The organism is Desulfosalsimonas sp. (assembly GCF_055149105.1).
The window spans coordinates 1-15,891 of the sequence record NZ_JBSRLA010000070.1 but is presented as its reverse complement, the minus strand read 5'-3'; the positions used below and the strand labels follow the sequence as shown (position 1 = coordinate 15,891).

Sequence of the window (15,891 nt, the reverse complement as noted above, 5' to 3'; positions counted from 1 at the left end):
GCCCGGGGGTGGTTTGCGAGTCGCATTGAGCGCGCAAGCGGTCAGCAGGGAGCAAACCGCCACCGGGCCGGCATCATGCGAAAATTATAGAACCAGGCACGATCAGCAACTTTTTTGATGTTACTTGGAAGTAACCCCCCCCGGGCCGCCGCCCGGGACCGAACACTATAAATAACTTTTTGCCGCATGCTTAAAAGCTTTGATTTTAGTTTTTGAACCTTGAACGAAGTTACTTAGAAGTCTGATTTCAGATAGCGCCATCATTGGTGCTTTGGCAAAAAACGCATCCACCTTATAGGGGCGCTATCGGCTTGTCAAGCCTGGTCCGCGGCCATTTTTTGGACAAAACCGGTTCAAAGGATTATGATTTTGTTCGCGTATGGGGTTGTTGTGATTTTTAAAAACCCGGGCAAGCATGAAAAAAGGGGTTTATCATACATGGAAAATGAGATACCGGCTTTTGTCCGGCAATATGTGCAGGACGCAGTCGACGTTTTCAACAGAGAAGAGATCGGAGAATCGGGCAAGACCTATCATGTGCGTTTTGACGGCGGCTATGTCTATGTGGACCGCGATGACGGCATGGGGCCCTGGCCGGTTCTCCGGCTGGGCTATACCGGGGATATGGCCGACTGGGAGCTGGCTATATACAAATACAGCGCAGAAGACTATGACCCCGAGGAAAGCTTTTTTCCAGGGGCGGAACTGGCTGACGGCACCATTGAAGGCGCCCTTCGTGCAGGGATGAAGGCATATGCATAACAGGCCGCTGTTTGGTACTTTCTGCACATGGGCCAGCTGCCGTCATATGGCGCCGGTAAACGGGCCGGCCATAAAATAGACGCCCAGCAGGCCGATGACTACGCCGGCGCCCTTGCGGAACCATGTTCCGGCTCCCTGCCAGGCGGCGCTTTCAGTGAGCCTGCGCACCGCAGCGGCCGAACTTCCGGCAAAAACAATGGGCAGGCAATGGCCCAGGGCAAACAGCAGCATCATCACGGATCCGGCAAAAATCTCCTGCTGTACAGTGACAATGGCCAAAATCGGGGCAATAAAGCCGAACGTGCATGATCCGGACAAAATCCCGTAGGCCAGGCCCAGGCCGAAGGCCCCGTGGATGCCCCGGAGGTTGAGCCGGTAGAGCAGACCGCCGGACATGGTGCATGTCTGCACCCCCAGCATGCCCAGGGCCACCCAGATGAGAACCGCACCCACGGCCACCTGGAGCCATATTCCCACATCGCCGAGCATGCGTCCCAGCATGGCGCAGATAATACCAACTGCTGCAATGGTGATAAACAATCCCAAAGAAAACGCCCCGGCATACCATCCTGCCCGTTTCGGGTTCACAGCCGTCTGCTGGCCGCCCACATAGGCCACGATCAGGGGAATGGAGGCCAGGTGACAGGGAGAAAACAGCACGCTGATCATGCCCCAGGCAAAGGCCCCCACTCCGGCAACAGCCAGGCCGCCGCTCATCATCTGGTTTACGGTGATCAGAAATTGGTCGAACATATCGTTATCAGCTCCTTTTGCGGTAAAGGGTCAGAAATTTTGAGGCATGAAAAGCAAATCCACAGCTCTTTTTTTTATCCATTCAATCCCAGGGTGCCGCCCGGGTTCATGATGTGATGAGGGTCAAAATGGTTTTTGATGGCCCGCAAAACAGCCATCTGCTCTGAGCCCAGGTGGCGCTCCATCCAGGGACCCATCATTTTTCCCACTCCGTGATGGTGGCTCAGAGACCCGCCGTGTTCCTCGATGCGGTCGATGATTGCCCGCTGAAAGGTCAAAAACTTCTCCGTGGCCATGGCCCGGCAAATAAAGATAAAGTAGAGGTTGGTGCCCTGGGGATAAAAATGGGAGGCATGGGTCATGCAGATGGTCCGGGGATGATCCTTGATATAAGAGCGCACGCCCCGGTAGAGGTGATGCAGTTTGTCCCAGGTAACCGAGGTTTCCAGGGTGTCGATGATGACACCGTAATCGTTTAGGTCCTCGCGCATGTAGGGATCACTGAAGCGGCCGTGCATCCACTTGTTCATGGGATAGGCGGTCAGGTACAGGCCGCCGTGGGATCGGCAGATTTTTTTGATGTTTTTTTTCACCTGGGCTGCGAAATGCCGCTGGCCGTCGGCCTGGCCGATGAGCAGGCAGCGCCGGCCAGGGCGCTGGCGGCGCAAGGTCATCAGACGGTCTATGGGTGATCCGGCAAGGCCGAACATTTTCATGGCCATGTGGGTTTCTTCCGGGTCTGAGATGCGCAGAATCGAGGGCATGCCAAACTCCCCCTGGCAGATTTCACGGACCGCTGCCACGGCTGTTTCCCAGTCCGGCAGCATGTAGGCAAAGGGTTGCCGGTTTTGCGGAAAATGGCGAAAGACTTTCATGGTCACCCCCACCAGAACACCGAAGCAGCCTTCGCTGCCCTTCATGATATCGTTGACCTTGGGGCCGGTGGCGGTGGCGGGAAAGGGGCGGGTGGAAAAGGTCCCGGCCGGGGTGACGTACTCCTGGCTGATGACCAGGTCATAGGCGTCGCCGTAGTAAGAAGATGCCTGCCCGGCGCCCAGGGTGACCACCCAGCCGCCCACAGAGGAGTGTTCAAAGGACTGGGGAAAATGGCCGCCGGTGTAGCGATGGGCCGCGCCAAAGCGCTTCGGGGCGTTGTTTAAGGCGGCTTCATAATCCGGCCCCATCAGGCCCGGCTCCACGGTGATGGTCTGGTTGGTTTCGTTAAACTCCAGCACCCGGTTCATGTGGGTTCCCAGGGCCAGGCACACGCCGCCGCGCACGCATTCCAGCCCCAGGGTCACGGAGCTGCCGCCTGCGTATATATAAACGGGAATCTTTTTTTCGTGGCACAGGGCCACGATGGCCTGCACATCCTTTTTGTCCCGGGGATGCACCACCACCTCGGCCAGATTTTCGAGCCTGCCTTCCCGCAGTTTGAGAAGATCCTCCATGGCCTTGCCAGAGGAGTATTTCAGGCGGTCAAAGGCTTTGGTTGAGATGTTTTCCGTCCCAACGATCTGCTCCAGGGCAGCTATGTCCTCGCCGGGAAGTCCCGGGGCAATGTCTGTCGGTACCGGTTCTTGCCCGGTTCGGGCAGGTTGCTGAAAATCGGCGTCGGTCAGCTCCAGGGCTTCCTTGACGGCCTGGTAAAAGCCCGGGCCTGGGTGCTTGGTCTGATCCGGCGCGCCCCATTTGAAAATGGACCGGTATGTGCCCCTTGGCGGCGGGGTGTCAATCCAGTTTGGTGTAAATGGTTTGCTTTTGCCCATAATATCTCTCCAGATAAAATTTTCCCTGCAATGATGATGGCGGCATTTATTCCGGATATCCACACCGGCAAACCGAATTTTTCCGATTTATTGATTGTTTTTCCGGCGGTCCATAGTATCGCCGCCAGTTTTGCAGATAATCGGTTTTCTCTTTTTCCCAGCGGTCATTGTCCCAGCCCAAAGCCGGCCGGCAGATATCGCCGATGGCATCCAGGTGTCGGCGGCCGCCTTCCGGGGCCAGCAGTCCCAGCCGCACCCGGCGCAGAAGCAGGTCGGTTAAGTGGTGCACCTGCTCATGAGCTGCGGCAAAGGCGATTTCAGCCCACAGAATATTGGTTTTTGGAATGCATTCATGGGTGTGTTTGCGGCAAAAATCAAGGATGATATCCGCCTGGCGGCCGTAGCGGCCATACAGCCGCTGCCGGGCGGCCGGGGAAGACAAATCCGGCAGTCCGGAGTTTTCGGCCGGGGCGTTAAAAACCGGTGTCTGGTCCGGGGGCAGGGCGCAGTGGGGCAGATAGTCCGCGGCCGCTTTTATGGCATCCCTGGCCAGCAGACGAAATGTGGTGAGCTTGCCCCCGGTAACAGTGACCAGCCCCTGGTTTTCCCAGACCACGTGCTCCCGGGATTCATGGGAAGGATCGGCTTTGCCGCGGCTGAGCACCGGCCGCACCCCGGCAATGGAAGCAAAAGCGTCAGATTTGGAAAAGGGCCGTTCCGGCATGATAAAATTTATGCCTTCGATGAGGTAATCCGCTTCGGCAGGGGTGATGGCCGGATCAATATCCAGATCGCCGGCATGATCCACGTCCGTGGTGCCGAGGATGGCCACTTCCTCCCATGGAAACATGAAGACCGGCCGCTTGTCCGCCGGATGCATAAAGCTGACCACATGGTCTGCGGGAAAGGCCGTGCGGGGAAAAATCAGATGACTGCCGCGCAGGGGCCGCAGGTGCAGTCCATGCCGGGGGGAAGGGTGCAGGGTTTCGGCCCAGGCGCCTGTGGCGTTGATGACGGCATTGGTGCGCAGTTCGGCGCTTTGGCCGGTTTCCAGCTCCCGAATGGCCACGGCCGCAACCCGGCCCTGCTGATCCCGGATGATTTCTTGGGCCGCGGTGTAGTTTTTGGCCGTGCCTCCTGCGGCCACGGCTTCGTTGATCAGCCGCAGCACCAGGCGGGCATCATCGACCTGGGCGTCTTTGAAATAAAACCCGCCGCTGAGATTTTTCTGGCGAAGACCGGGAATGCGGGTGCTGATCCCGGCTGCGTCATAGGCCCGGTGCTGTTTTTCCAGGGCCATCAGGCTGTATAGAGCCAGGCCCAGGCCCATTACCCTTTTTGAGGGGCCGAAGTCGGTGAACACCGGCAGGAGAAATCCCAGGGGATCGACCAGACCCGGGGCTTCGGCCAGCAGCCGCTGCCGTTCTTTGACCGAGGCGCGGGTCAGCAGGGGTTTGCCTTCTTTGAGATAGCGCAGGCCGCCGTGGACCATCTTGGACGACCGGCTGGAGGTTCCCCAGGCAAAGTCGTGTTTTTCCACCAGCAGCACCCTGAGGCCCATGCGGACGGCTTCGCTGAAGATGCCGGCGCCGGTGACCCCGCCGCCAATGACGATCAGATCCCAGTGGCTGTCTGCTTCCAGTGGTTTCATGCTGTCGATCCCTTGGTTGGCTGTTGAAATGTTTTCCGGATCCGGCAGGATCGCCCCCATGGCCTGCCGAACCCCATCGGCCACAGCAGTCACATCACCGGCGCTTTTGCCGGATTTCGGGGGAACCACTCCCGGGTGTGGATGCAGAAGCGCACCAGCGCCAGCATGATGGGCACTTCAATCAAAACGCCCACAACCGTTGCCAGCGCAGCCCCTGACCCGGTTCCGTACAGGGTAAGGGCAACGGCAATGGCCACCTCAAAGTGGTTGGAGGCCCCGATTTGGGAAGTGGGTGCAGCATCCTCGTATACAATGCCCAGGGGCTTGCAGGCCAAATAAGTGATCCCGAATATGAAAAAAGTCTGGATGATCAGTGGAATGGCAATCATCACGATAACCAGGGGCTGGCCGATGATCACCTCTCCCTGGAGCATAAACAGGGCCACCAGGGTCACCAGCAGGGCGATCTGGGAAACGCTGCCCCAGCTTTTGATGTATACCGTCTCAAACCAGTCCATCCCCTTTCGCCGGATCAGGATTTTTCTTGTAAAATAGCCGGCCACAAGCGGTACGCCCACATACACACCCACGGTCAGGGCAAGGGTCACCAGGGGGATCGGCATGGCCACACCCAGAAGCAGGTTGCCCAGCGGCGCATACAAAACAAGCATTGTCAGTGAATTGATGGCCACCATGACCAGGGTGTGGCCCATGTTGCCGCCGGAAAGATAGCTCCAGACAAACACCATTGCGGTGCAGGGCGCAATGCCCAGCAGGATCATGCCGGCCGTGTATTCATCGGCCATTTCCGGAGTTATGAAAGGCGCCCATATCTGCGTCATAAACAACCATGCGAAAAATGTCATGGTAAAGGGCTTGATGCCCCAGTTGACGATCAGTGTGGTCAATACGGGTTTCGGCGCTTTTGCCGCCTCTTTCACCTGCTTGAAATCAATCTGGATCATGATGGGATAGATCATCAAAAACAGAAGGATTCCGATGGGCATATTGACCTGCTGGATGGAAAGCGAGTCAATAAAATCGGCCATGCCGGGAAAGATGTAGCCGATGCTGATGCCGGCGGCCATGCAAAGGGCCACCCACAGGGTGAGGTACTTTTCCCAGAGCCCCATAACCTTGTCCTGTTTTTCAACCATTGGTCTGTATCTCCTTTATTGGCAGTATAATCATTGATGGCGCCGTAAAAAGTCCAATATCTGCGTTACGCGCAACTTCTCAGAATTTCACGTACGGATAAGTACGCTGCATTCTTCGAAATTGCGCAAGCCTTGATCTTGAACTTTTTACGGCGCCATCTGAAATCACACTTTTTACGGTGCCATCAATCATTGATGTTCGGTTACCGTTTGTGCTTCTCTATGCCAACGCCCCGGTTGCCGGGTTTTTTCGCCCAGGCTGTCCATGCCTGAGTAGACCACCGGCACCACGATCATGGTCAGAAACGTGCCCGCCAGAAGGCCGCTTCCGGCCACAATCCCCAGCGGGCTCAGGCGCTCCAGGCCCACGGCGGTTTCGAAAATCAGGGGCGAAAGCCCGATGATCGTTGAAAACGTGGTCATCAGGATGGGCCGGATGCGCAGCTCCACTGCACGGACAATGGCGTCGTCTTTCTTTGAACCCTGTTTTCTGGCCTGGATGATAAAGTCCAGGAGCAGCACGCTGTTGTTGATGATAATGCCGGCCAGAAAGATCATGCCCATGGTGCCGGGCATGCACATGGGTTTGTCAAACAAGAGAAGCCCCCACATGGAGCCGGCCACGGCCAGGGGAATGGCCGCCATGATGGTCAGTGGGTGGGCAAATGATTGAAACATGGCCAAAAGTAGCAGGTAGAGCAGGACAATGCCGATGATCAGGGCCTTGCGGAGCTGTTTTTGGGTGCTTTTCATATCCGATGCGGTGCCGGCAAATGCGATGTTGTAGCCGCCCGGGGGATCTATGCCTGAAACCGCATTTTTGGCCATTGCCGTGACCTGGGCGATGGTCATGTCATGGTTGACACCGGTCACATCAATGGTGGCTTCCAGATCCTCCCGGGTGATAAAAGGGCGCTGTGTATGCGTTTTTGCTTCTGCCACGGCCCGCAGCGGTATGGGGCCGAAATCCGACCCCACGTAAGCATGTTCCAGGGCCGACAGGCTATTGCGATCAGACCGGCCGTACTGCACCCGGATGGGAATATCGAGAAAATCTTCAAGACGCATGGAGGAAACCGGAACGCCCTGCACCGCAGCACTGACCTGCCGGGAGACTTCTTCCGGGGAGGTGCCGTACATGCGGGCCAGGGCCGGATTCACGGTCACGTCCACCTGCTTCTGATCAAAATGCCAGCTTCTGCGTACATCTGTCAGCCCGCGCACGCCCTGCAGCCGCTCCATGGTTTCGTCGGCCAGCCGGGAGAGGATCTTTGGATCCGGTCCGCTGATAATGATATCCAGGGGCGCCTTGGTGCTGGCCATGGGCGTGGCCCCGTACTCGCTGACCCGGAAGTTTTTAATCCCCCGCACCTGGCGCAGCTTTTCCCGCCAGATTTCCTCGATCTCCCAGATGGATTTTTTCCGTTGGGTCCGGTCCACCAGGTGCACGGTAATGGCGGCGGACTGGGCGGTGGCCCCGCCGGTGCCAAATGATATGGCCCCGGGCTCCGATCCGATCACCGAAGAGACAGTTTCAATACCGGGCTGGGCATAGATGATCTCCTCCACCCGGTTCAGGCTTTTTTCCATTTGCCCGATGCCGTCTGTGGCCGGCAGGTCGAATTCAACAATGGCAATGCCCGTATCCATGGGCGGCATGAGATCGCCGCCGATAACCGGCGGGATGGTTTTGACCGTGACCACAAAAAAGGCGGCGGCCAGGATCAGGGTGAGCGACTGCCAGCGCAGGGCGCGTTTTAAAATAAATACATAAAAGCGCCGGACAAAGCCGACGCCCACATCCACCCGGGAAGCAAGGCGTTCGGCGATATTCTTTTTTCCCGGTTTCCGGCCCAATACCTTCGAGGCCAATAGCGGCACCAGGGTCAGGGCGATGACCAGCGAGGCCACCATGGTCACGGAGATGGTCAGGCTCAGCCGGCCGATGGTCCGCTGGGGATAGCCGCCGATAAAGATGATGGGTACCAGGACCGCCACGGTGGTCAGCATTCCGGCGGTGATGGCAAGCGAGATTTCCCGGGCGCCGGTCTCGGCCGCGGTTTCGGCATCCGGGTGTGATTCGGCTTGAAAATGGCGGTAGATGTTTTCCAGGGCCACCACAGATGCGTCCACCACCATACCGGTGGCCACGATCAGGCCCGAAAGGGTGACCATGTTTAAGGTATACGGCGTAAACCAGAGCACGGCCAATGTGAACAAAAAAGACAAGGGAATGCTGATGCCGGCCACCAGGGCGGCCCGCGCCTCTGCCAGAAATAAAAAGATCACCGCCACGGTAAAGATCATGGCCTGGATGATCGACAGCACCATGCCGCGCATGTTGATGTCGATTAACGGCTGCTGGTCCTGGGTGATTTCAAAAGCAATATCCGGGTAAAGGGCGGCAAGTTTTGGCAGAAACGACTTGACCCGCTCAATGGCGGCTACGGTTTTGCCGCCCTCGGGCTTGATGATGCCCAGGGCGATGGCCGGCTTGCCGTTTCCGTGATAGGCGGAGCGCGGCTCCTGTTCGGTGAGTTCCACTTCGGCCACATCAGAGATGCGCAGCAGGCCGGCGCCGGGGCGGCGGATCGGCAGCTGCCGGATTTCGTTTAAATCCTTGAATTCTCCAGCGATGCGCACCAGGTATTCGCTGTCCCCCGCATAAATATTGCCTGCCGGCGCTGAAATGTTCTGTTCGGCCAAAGCCGCCATGACCTCGCCGATTAAGACATTATTGGCCGCGAGTCTGTCGCGGTCCACGTGCACCCGGATCTCGGGCCGGTGGCCGCCGAACACGTCCACGTCAGCCACGCCCCCTATGGCAAGAAGCCTGTTCTGAATCTGGTTTTCCGCCAGCAGCCGGATTTCGGAAAGATCGCGCCGGCTGTCATCTTTCGGCCGCAGGGCCAGGGTGAGCAGCGGCCGTGCCGTGGCATCGCTTAGGCGATAGAGTTTGGGCTCCTGCGCGTTTGCCGGCAGATCCGCCCGGATGCGGGCCATGGCGTTCTGCACGTCCAAAATGGCCTGGCCCGGGTCTTTGGAGTAGGAAAATTCAGCCATTACAGAGGAGACCTGGTCGCGGCTGGTGCTGCGGATACTCTCCAGCCCGCTTACGGTGTTGATCTCCTTTTCAATGATTTCCGTGATCTTGTCGCTGACATCGTCGGCTGAGGCCCCTGGCTGTACCGTGACCACCACCACCTGGGGCGGAAAGGTGTCCGGGAAAAGTTCAGAAGGCGTGCGCAGAAAGCCGATAATCCCCATGGCCGCCACCAGCAGGACCGCTGCGGCCACTGCATAGGGGTGGCTGAGTGCCGTCCGGGCGGGATTCATTCTACAACCTCAACTTTCTGTCCGGAAGAAAGTGTGGCCCAGCCCAGGTAGGTGTTTTTGACCACCTGTGTATCTGCATCAATTCCCCGGATCGCCGCCCGGTCCGCGGCGCGTCCCAAAAGTTGGACCGGCGTTGCTGAAAGGGTTTTGTCTTTCACCGTAAATACATGGGTCCTGCCCCGGGGGCCTTCGATCAGGGCGGATGCCGGAAGCAGGATTACATCTTCGAGTTGGGCAACGCTTATGGTGACCGGCAGATAAGCCCCCGGGACAAGACCGGCTGCGGCTGCGCGGTCCAGCCAGATTTCGGCCCGCATCATTTTCGCCTTGTCCATGGCCGGCTCCATAAGTCCAATCTCGGCTTTTTGAGTGCCGCCGTTTATCTTAAAAGCGGCCGGCAGCCCCTGGTGTACTTCGGGCAGGTCTTTCTGCGGCACGTCAAAGGCGAGTTTGACTCCGGAGCGGTCCTGGACAGTGAAAAGGTTTTTCGATGGTGCGGCCATATCACCGGGATCTGCCAGGCGGCGGGTGACAACGCCGTCAAAAGGGCTGGTCAGGGTATAATAGCTGCGCCGGGCGGCGAGCTCGGCCTTCTGTTTTTCCAGGGCCTGGATCTGCTTTTCAATGGCCCGGGATTGTTCACGGGCTGCAGTCAGTTTTCCCCGGATATCTGCGGCCCTTTCTGCTGTCTGTTCGGCATCGGAATCGGAAATGGCGTTTTTTTCGGTCAGGGCAAGCGCCCGTTTTTTTTCGGCCTGCCAATATTTGTGGGATTTTTCCAGGGCCCGGACCGTGGCCCGGTTGCCGGCAAGTTCGGCCCGGGCCTGTTCAATACGGGATGATGCTGCCTCAATTGTATATTCAACTTCCCTGGCATCGAGTTCTGCCAGTACGTCTCCGGTTTTTACCCTTTGGCCTTCATCCACCCGGATGCTTTCCACAACAGCGGTTACCCGGGACGATACATCTGCCTGCCGGACCGGCTCTACCACTGCCAGATACTGTTTTTCCAGGCGCAGATCGTCTTTTTCCGCCTTTGCCACGGTCACCGGCCTGGCCCTGGTCCCGTAAGCCGGGGTCTGGCTCAGTTCTTTTTTCTTTTGTTTGAGCAGAAAAATGCCGCCGCCGAGCAGGCAGAGGATGGCCAGCACCGCAATGGCGATCCGGAAAAAACGCCTCAATTTTTTACTCCTTTGCTAATCCCAAACTGAGTGTTTCAAATTTTTAAAATTTTTATTTCTATATTATTTTAAAGGAATTAAATCAATTTTGATGACGCCGTTAAAAGTCCAATATCTGTGTTACGCGCAATTTCTCAGGATTTCACGTACGGCTAAGTACTCTGCATTCTTCGAAATTGCGAAAGCCTTGATCTTGAACTTTTTACGGCGCCATCTGAAATCAGACTTTTTACGGTACCATCAATTTTGATGCAGTCGTAAAAAGTCCTAAAACTGGTATAACCGCCAACCAATAAAAAAAATAACTTTTTGATTTTACTTAACACTTAATCACTTAAAACTTAACACTGCCTGTAAAAAAGACTTTTTACAGGCTTATCAATTTTAGCTTTAAAAATTTGAAATGCCCGGTTTGGGTCAATGTTTTTCCTTTAGGCAACAATGGCCCCGTACGCTATGCCCACGATGGTGGAGAGCACCACGATGATGCCCGCAAACGTGCCGGTCTTTTTCCAGCCCATGACGCTTCCGATGACGATCAGGTTTGGCAGGGAAAGCGCAGGTCCGGCCAGAAGCATGGTCAGTGCGGGTCCCTGGCCCATGCCAGAGCCCAGAAGCCCCTGAAGTATCGGCACTTCGGTGAGGGTGGCAAAATACATCAAAGCGGATGCAAGGGCTGCAATCACGTTGGCCTGAAGGGAATTGCCGCCCACCAGGTCAGCAATGTATCGCTCCGGGATCAAAGCGGTTTCACCCGGACGTCCCAGGAAAAATCCGGCAAAAATGACGCCGGCAAAAAGCAGGGGGAAAATCTGCTTCATAAATCCCCAGGTGGAGTCCACCCACTGGGAAAGTTCCTCGCGTTTGAACCAGGAATAGAGGATAAAGCCGAGGAGGACCAGCAGAATGCCGGTAATACTCCATTTCAGATTGAAAATGGTTTGCCAGACCATGGCCGCATCCGCCGAGGGCCTGGCAAAAGCTGCAAATATCAGGATCAGGATGAGCACCAGCATGAAAAATGATTCCTGGACAAGGGAGCGGCCCGTGTCTTCTTCTTCGGGCAGGTGCATGGCGCCGGCTGCTCTCTGCTCATCTTCTTTACGGAAGATAAAATGCATGGAAAGCCCTATAATGACGGCAAAAAATATGGCACCGATGGCCCTTGCCAGGCCCAGCTGCCAGCCCAGGACCCGGGCGGTGAATACAATTGCCAGCACGTTGATGGCCGGGCCGGAATACAAAAACGCTGTGGCAGGGCCGATGCCCGCGCCCCGGGAATAGATGCCGGCAAAAAGCGGCAGCACCGTGCAGGAGCACACGGCCAGAATGGTGCCTGATACCGATGCCACGGAATAGGACAGCAGCTTGTTGGCCTGGGCCCCGAAATACTTGAGCACCGAAGCCTGGGACACGAACACGGCAATGGCCCCGGCAATGAAGAAAGCCGGAATCAGGCAGGTAAGCACGTGCTCCCGGGCGTATTCCTGAAGCATCATGAAGGCTTCCAGGCCGGCCTGCCGGATGATTTCGTGGCTCCAGGGCACGTAATAGGCCACCAGAAAAAAGACCACGAGCAGCAGGAGTTTATAGCGTTCCTTGATATTCATTGTGTTTCTCCTTGTATGATCCTTCAGTTGCACCCGGTTTTATATCGTTAAATTGGAATATTCTGTTATCACGATGTGTTTGTGGCGGGGCAGGGTGATGCCCGCGCCCTGCAGTACGGCTTTGCCGCAGCCGGTCTCACAGCCGTCTATGACGATCACGGATTCGGCGTCTTTGGCGGACTGGACAAATCCGGACAACCGTCCTCCGATGCCGGCCAGGCAGAAGATTTTGCCAAAGCCCGCCATGGTCAGTTCCACTGCGGCCCGGTTGGCCAGCTGGCCCACGTTGGAGCCGCCTGAGCAGGGCAGCAGCATGGTTGTGTTGCCGGATTTTTCACAACAGGTTTCCGTCATTTTTTGCCTCCTTATGATTTAAGACGGGCTGTGACAAAACAGCCCTCATGCCTGACATTGTTTTTTTCATAGGCCCGCTGCAATATTTCAAGGGGGTGAAACACAGAAAGTTCCGGCATCAGGTGGCGGAACTGGAGCCGGCAGCTCAGGCATTCCGTGACAACGGCCTTTGGGGAGGCGCCCCTGATTTTGTCTGCAAGTTGCTGTCCCAGCCGGAGGGAATCGGCATGGAAACTTTTCTTGAATCCCAGGCTCCCGCCCATGCCGCAGCAGTCCATGGCACCGCCCACACGCTCCAGATCAATGCCCGGGATCAGGGCAAGCAGGTTTTGATAGGGACTGCCGATGTTTTGTTCCCGCTGATGACAAGGGGCAAAATAGACCATGCGGTCCGTGACATGCCCCAGGTCTGTGTTCAGGCGATCCTGCTGGTGCAAATTCCAAAGATATCCTCCGAGGTCAACAAGTCTTTGGGAAAGATCAATGCGGGCCATGGGATCAATGCCGGAAAAACAGGGATTGTCTTTTAATATCTTGCCATACATGGATTTTTGAACGGATGTGTGTTTTCCGCCGCCTGTTTTTTCATCCGGGATCCGGATTTCATGGGCACCGGCCCCTGCTGTTTCCTGGTAGGCCCCGGAATAAAAGGCCCCTTCTTTGAGCAGGATTTTCATGAAAAAACCGCACGTGGGACATGAGCACACCAGGTCGCAGCCTGAAGCAGCCGCATCCAGAAGGGTTTTGATGTTTTTGCGCACACGCATTCGGGTCAGGCGTTGGGCGCCTTCGGCCAATGTCGGCATGCCGCAGCATTGCTGGGGCGGTACATATACCTGGATGCCGTTTTGTTCCAGCACATCCACGGCTGCCAGCCCTACCACGGGAAACAGGTATCCGGCCGTACATCCGGCAAAATAAGCCGCTTTCGGACTTTGTGCCGGCATGCGGGTCAGACCCTTTCGCCGGGCCAGGACAAAAAAGTTTCTATTTGGGATCCCCGGCAATTTGCGCGCCTGGGCAATCCCGGCAAGTCGTTTGGCGGCGCTTGCAGCCGGTGTGATGGCAAGCAGTGTATTTGCCAACCCGGGGAGACAACCTGCATATTTGCCGGTGTTTTCTGCGTCAGCCAGCAGACGCACCCCAAGGGGCATGCCGTTTTCCCGCACCCGGGCGGCTTTTGCCTCCATGATATCGGCCCGGATATCCGGACACGGGCAAAGCCCGCAAACGGTGCACATGTCGGTCAGTCTTTGGAGTTGGTTGTCAGTGAGGGCCTGCCCGCTTTGCTTTTCCTGGTCAAAAAGCCGGTAGAGCTCAGGGAAAAACAGGCAGGAGTCGTCCATCAGAAAGCGGCATGTGTCACAATCCGCGCAGGCTTCGATGACCTGGCGGATCATATCGTGAAATGATTTTTGATTTTTTGAAGCCCTGGTGTTCAACGTTTGTCTGCATCCCCGGCATTTTTTGTTTTGGAAAACCTCCCGCCGCCTGAACTCACAAGCCCGGGGCGCCAGCTGTTTTGCGATGGGGGACAAACACGATGCGTACCAGCAGGTATACGGACAGGGCCAGAAAGCAGAGATCCCGGATCACGGTCCACATGCCGGCCGGTCCGTGCGCGGCCTGCGTGGTAAAACAGCCGCAGTGAACGTCTAATCCCCGTATCTGGTTAAATACCAGGGCGGCTGTAAAAACACCCATGAGCAGGGCGCATATGAGTGCGGCCCCGGGCAGCCATATCCCGATGATCAGACACAGCCCGGCCGCCAGTTCAATCCAAGGCAGGGCCAGGGCCACGGCGTTGACCGCGAAATCGGGCAGAATCTGGTAATTGTACACGGCTTCGGCAAATGCCTGCGGATTGAGGATCTTGTCATAACTGGCATACAAAAACACCGCACCCATCAATATCCTTGCAAAAACAAACCCGGTTTTTTCAATTTTTTGAAAATCCAGCTTATTCATTGTTCCCATTCCTGCTCTGCGTGGGCAATCCGGCCTCCTTCCAAACAGTCCAGCCGTTTACCAGCACCCGTGTGTCTTCAAAGCCCATGTCCGCCAGAAATAGCGCCAGATCGTGGCTCAGTTCGCAGTTTTCCCCGTCGCAGTAGCAAATAAGGGTTTCGGCCGCCTCCAGCCGGTCGACGGTTTCCGTAAACCGCTCGTGAACCTGCTGCCAGGGAAGGCTTACAGCGTCCTTGATGTGGCCCTGAGCGTACTGATTCTCCGGCCGTGCATCCACGAATACGGCCGTGCCTTTTGTATACATCCGGCTGGCTTCGGCAAGGGTGCTCACCATGCTTTGGCCCGAAGCATCTGAAAGACGGGAATCCGCTGACCAGTTGCCCGCAAACGGAAGGCTTTCCTGGCGCAAAAGATTTGCGCCGGCGGCCAGGATGCATGCAATCGCAATGATTCCGATGCTTTGCCGGATTGCGAAAGTCATTTTGTGCCGGGGTTCCATTGCCTGAATCGGCCTAGAGGTCCCGGTACTGTTCCGGAGGTTTGACACCCAGGTCTGACAGGTTTCGGACAATGGTTTTTTTGTCCATAAACCCGGTGTGACGCCGGACTTCCTCGCCCTTTTCATTGAAAAAAATCTGGGTGGGAATGGCCCGGATCCCGTATTTTTCCGCCTGATCCCGGTTTTTCCATACGTCAATAAAGATGATTTCCGCCCGCCCTTCATAGGCTTTTTCCAGCTCTTCCAGAATCGGGGCCATCATTTTGCACGGCCGGCACTGGTCCGCGCCCAGATCCAGCATGGTGACCTCGCCGGGTGCCGGTGATTGCCCGGTGTTGGCCTGTGAAGCGGTCCGGGAACCGGATTGAACGGCCGTGCCGGTCTGAAGAAACCCCCAGACAGCTGCGGCGGAAAGAAATACGGCGATGGCTGTAATGGCTATTTTTGTTCCTGACTTCATGGGTCTCCTGTCTTTTTGTGGGTTATTCCGTCAACTATGAGAAGTGCTCCATCTGCCCGGGGCCGTAACTGACCTCGAATACCGGGACTCACTTCTGCTGGAGTTTTTTGTCCACCTTTTTTGCCAGATGATCCCGGATAAACGACATGGCGCTGTCCCGGTCCTCGTCGAGTGCGATGGAGAGGATCTGGCGGACTTCGTCTGCGGACAGTTCCATCTGTATGTCTTTGAGTCTTCGCATTGACCCGATCTCCTGGTTTTTATCCATATTTTTGCGAAACCAAACCCTGAAAAGCCTGTAAAAAGTCTTTTTTACAGGCAGTGTTAAGTTTTAAGTGATTAAGTATTAAGTAAAATCAATAAGTTGTCTCTTTAGTGGTTGACGGTGATA

General features: G+C 56.3%; 14 protein-coding genes. 1 reads left to right on the top strand and 13 read right to left on the bottom strand.

Annotated features, from left to right (window positions below; genetic code table 11):
* Window positions 1–438: 438 nt before the first annotated feature.
* Window positions 439–762 carry a hypothetical protein gene (locus ACTCIA_RS14280; RefSeq protein WP_463002486.1) on the top strand — a complete coding sequence of 108 codons (324 nt, stop codon included), beginning with the start codon at window positions 439–441 and terminating at the stop codon, window positions 760–762.
* A 42-nt stretch (window positions 763–804) separates the two neighbouring features.
* Here the strand turns inward: ACTCIA_RS14280 and ACTCIA_RS14275 are convergent, their stop codons facing one another.
* The 13 genes from ACTCIA_RS14275 to ACTCIA_RS14215 all read right to left on the bottom strand — a co-directional run bounded on the left by ACTCIA_RS14275 (window position 805) and on the right by ACTCIA_RS14215 (window position 15,741).
* Complete coding sequence (locus ACTCIA_RS14275; protein ID WP_463002485.1) at window positions 805–1,515, bottom strand: cytochrome c biogenesis CcdA family protein; 711 nt, start codon at window positions 1,513–1,515, stop codon at window positions 805–807.
* 74 nt (window positions 1,516–1,589) lie between these two features.
* A complete protein-coding gene (locus tag ACTCIA_RS14270) occupies window positions 1,590–3,284 on the bottom strand; it encodes an FAD-binding oxidoreductase (protein ID WP_463002484.1) in 1,695 nt (564 codons plus the stop codon).
* Between the two features lie 46 nt (window positions 3,285–3,330).
* Window positions 3,331–5,064 carry a glycerol-3-phosphate dehydrogenase/oxidase gene (locus ACTCIA_RS14265; RefSeq protein WP_463002483.1) on the bottom strand — a complete coding sequence of 578 codons (1,734 nt, stop codon included), beginning with the start codon at window positions 5,062–5,064 and terminating at the stop codon, window positions 3,331–3,333.
* Window positions 5,025–6,092 carry an ACR3 family arsenite efflux transporter gene (gene arsB, locus ACTCIA_RS14260; RefSeq protein ID WP_463002482.1) on the bottom strand — a complete coding sequence of 356 codons (1,068 nt, stop codon included), beginning with the start codon at window positions 6,090–6,092 and terminating at the stop codon, window positions 5,025–5,027. Before arsB ends, ACTCIA_RS14265 begins: the two co-directional genes overlap by 40 nt.
* 189 nt (window positions 6,093–6,281) lie before the next feature.
* Window positions 6,282–9,428 (bottom strand): efflux RND transporter permease subunit, encoded by a 3,147-nt coding sequence (locus ACTCIA_RS14255; RefSeq protein WP_463002481.1) that lies wholly within the window; start codon window positions 9,426–9,428, stop codon window positions 6,282–6,284.
* The gene (locus ACTCIA_RS14250) at window positions 9,425–10,609 is read right to left on the bottom strand and encodes an efflux RND transporter periplasmic adaptor subunit (protein WP_463002480.1); all 1,185 of its coding nucleotides are present in this window, start codon (window positions 10,607–10,609) and stop codon (window positions 9,425–9,427) included. Before ACTCIA_RS14250 ends, ACTCIA_RS14255 begins: the two co-directional genes overlap by 4 nt.
* Before the next feature lie 431 nt (window positions 10,610–11,040).
* Window positions 11,041–12,219, bottom strand: coding sequence for a permease (locus ACTCIA_RS14245; RefSeq protein WP_463002479.1), 1,179 nt, complete (start codon window positions 12,217–12,219; stop codon window positions 11,041–11,043).
* A 39-nt stretch (window positions 12,220–12,258) separates the two neighbouring features.
* Entirely contained in the window at window positions 12,259–12,573 is a 315-nt protein-coding gene (locus ACTCIA_RS14240) for a putative zinc-binding protein (protein WP_463002478.1), read from the bottom strand.
* An 11-nt stretch (window positions 12,574–12,584) separates the two neighbouring features.
* Complete coding sequence (locus ACTCIA_RS14235; RefSeq protein WP_463002477.1) at window positions 12,585–13,973, bottom strand: heterodisulfide reductase-related iron-sulfur binding cluster; 1,389 nt, start codon at window positions 13,971–13,973, stop codon at window positions 12,585–12,587.
* A gap of 97 nt (window positions 13,974–14,070) precedes the next feature.
* Window positions 14,071–14,541: a MauE/DoxX family redox-associated membrane protein gene (locus ACTCIA_RS14230; RefSeq protein ID WP_463002476.1), complete on the bottom strand. Its 471-nt coding sequence runs from the start codon at window positions 14,539–14,541 to the stop codon at window positions 14,071–14,073.
* On the bottom strand, window positions 14,534–15,022 hold the full coding sequence (locus ACTCIA_RS14225; protein WP_463002475.1) for a rhodanese-like domain-containing protein: 489 nt from the start codon (window positions 15,020–15,022) through the stop codon (window positions 14,534–14,536). Before ACTCIA_RS14225 ends, ACTCIA_RS14230 begins: the two co-directional genes overlap by 8 nt.
* A 31-nt stretch (window positions 15,023–15,053) precedes the next feature.
* Window positions 15,054–15,500, bottom strand: coding sequence for a thioredoxin family protein (locus ACTCIA_RS14220; protein ID WP_463002474.1), 447 nt, complete (start codon window positions 15,498–15,500; stop codon window positions 15,054–15,056).
* Window positions 15,501–15,588: 88 nt separating this feature from the next.
* Complete coding sequence (locus ACTCIA_RS14215) at window positions 15,589–15,741, bottom strand: hypothetical protein (protein ID WP_463002473.1); 153 nt, start codon at window positions 15,739–15,741, stop codon at window positions 15,589–15,591.
* Window positions 15,742–15,891 lie beyond the last annotated feature (150 nt).

Coding starts and splice junctions, on each gene's coding strand:
- ACTCIA_RS14280 (WP_463002486.1), top strand. CDS start 439: ATGGAAAATGAGATACCGGCTTTTGTCCGGCAATATGTGCAGGACGCA.
- ACTCIA_RS14275 (WP_463002485.1), bottom strand. CDS start 1,515: ATGTTCGACCAATTTCTGATCACCGTAAACCAGATGATGAGCGGCGGC.
- ACTCIA_RS14270 (WP_463002484.1), bottom strand. CDS start 3,284: ATGGGCAAAAGCAAACCATTTACACCAAACTGGATTGACACCCCGCCG.
- arsB (WP_463002482.1), bottom strand. CDS start 6,092: ATGGTTGAAAAACAGGACAAGGTTATGGGGCTCTGGGAAAAGTACCTC.
- ACTCIA_RS14255 (WP_463002481.1), bottom strand. CDS start 9,428: ATGAATCCCGCCCGGACGGCACTCAGCCACCCCTATGCAGTGGCCGCA.
- ACTCIA_RS14245 (WP_463002479.1), bottom strand. CDS start 12,219: ATGAATATCAAGGAACGCTATAAACTCCTGCTGCTCGTGGTCTTTTTT.
- ACTCIA_RS14240 (WP_463002478.1), bottom strand. CDS start 12,573: ATGACGGAAACCTGTTGTGAAAAATCCGGCAACACAACCATGCTGCTG.
- ACTCIA_RS14235 (WP_463002477.1), bottom strand. CDS start 13,973: ATGATCCGCCAGGTCATCGAAGCCTGCGCGGATTGTGACACATGCCGC.
- ACTCIA_RS14230 (WP_463002476.1), bottom strand. CDS start 14,541: ATGAATAAGCTGGATTTTCAAAAAATTGAAAAAACCGGGTTTGTTTTT.
- ACTCIA_RS14225 (WP_463002475.1), bottom strand. CDS start 15,022: ATGACTTTCGCAATCCGGCAAAGCATCGGAATCATTGCGATTGCATGC.
- ACTCIA_RS14220 (WP_463002474.1), bottom strand. CDS start 15,500: ATGAAGTCAGGAACAAAAATAGCCATTACAGCCATCGCCGTATTTCTT.
- ACTCIA_RS14215 (WP_463002473.1), bottom strand. CDS start 15,741: ATGCGAAGACTCAAAGACATACAGATGGAACTGTCCGCAGACGAAGTC.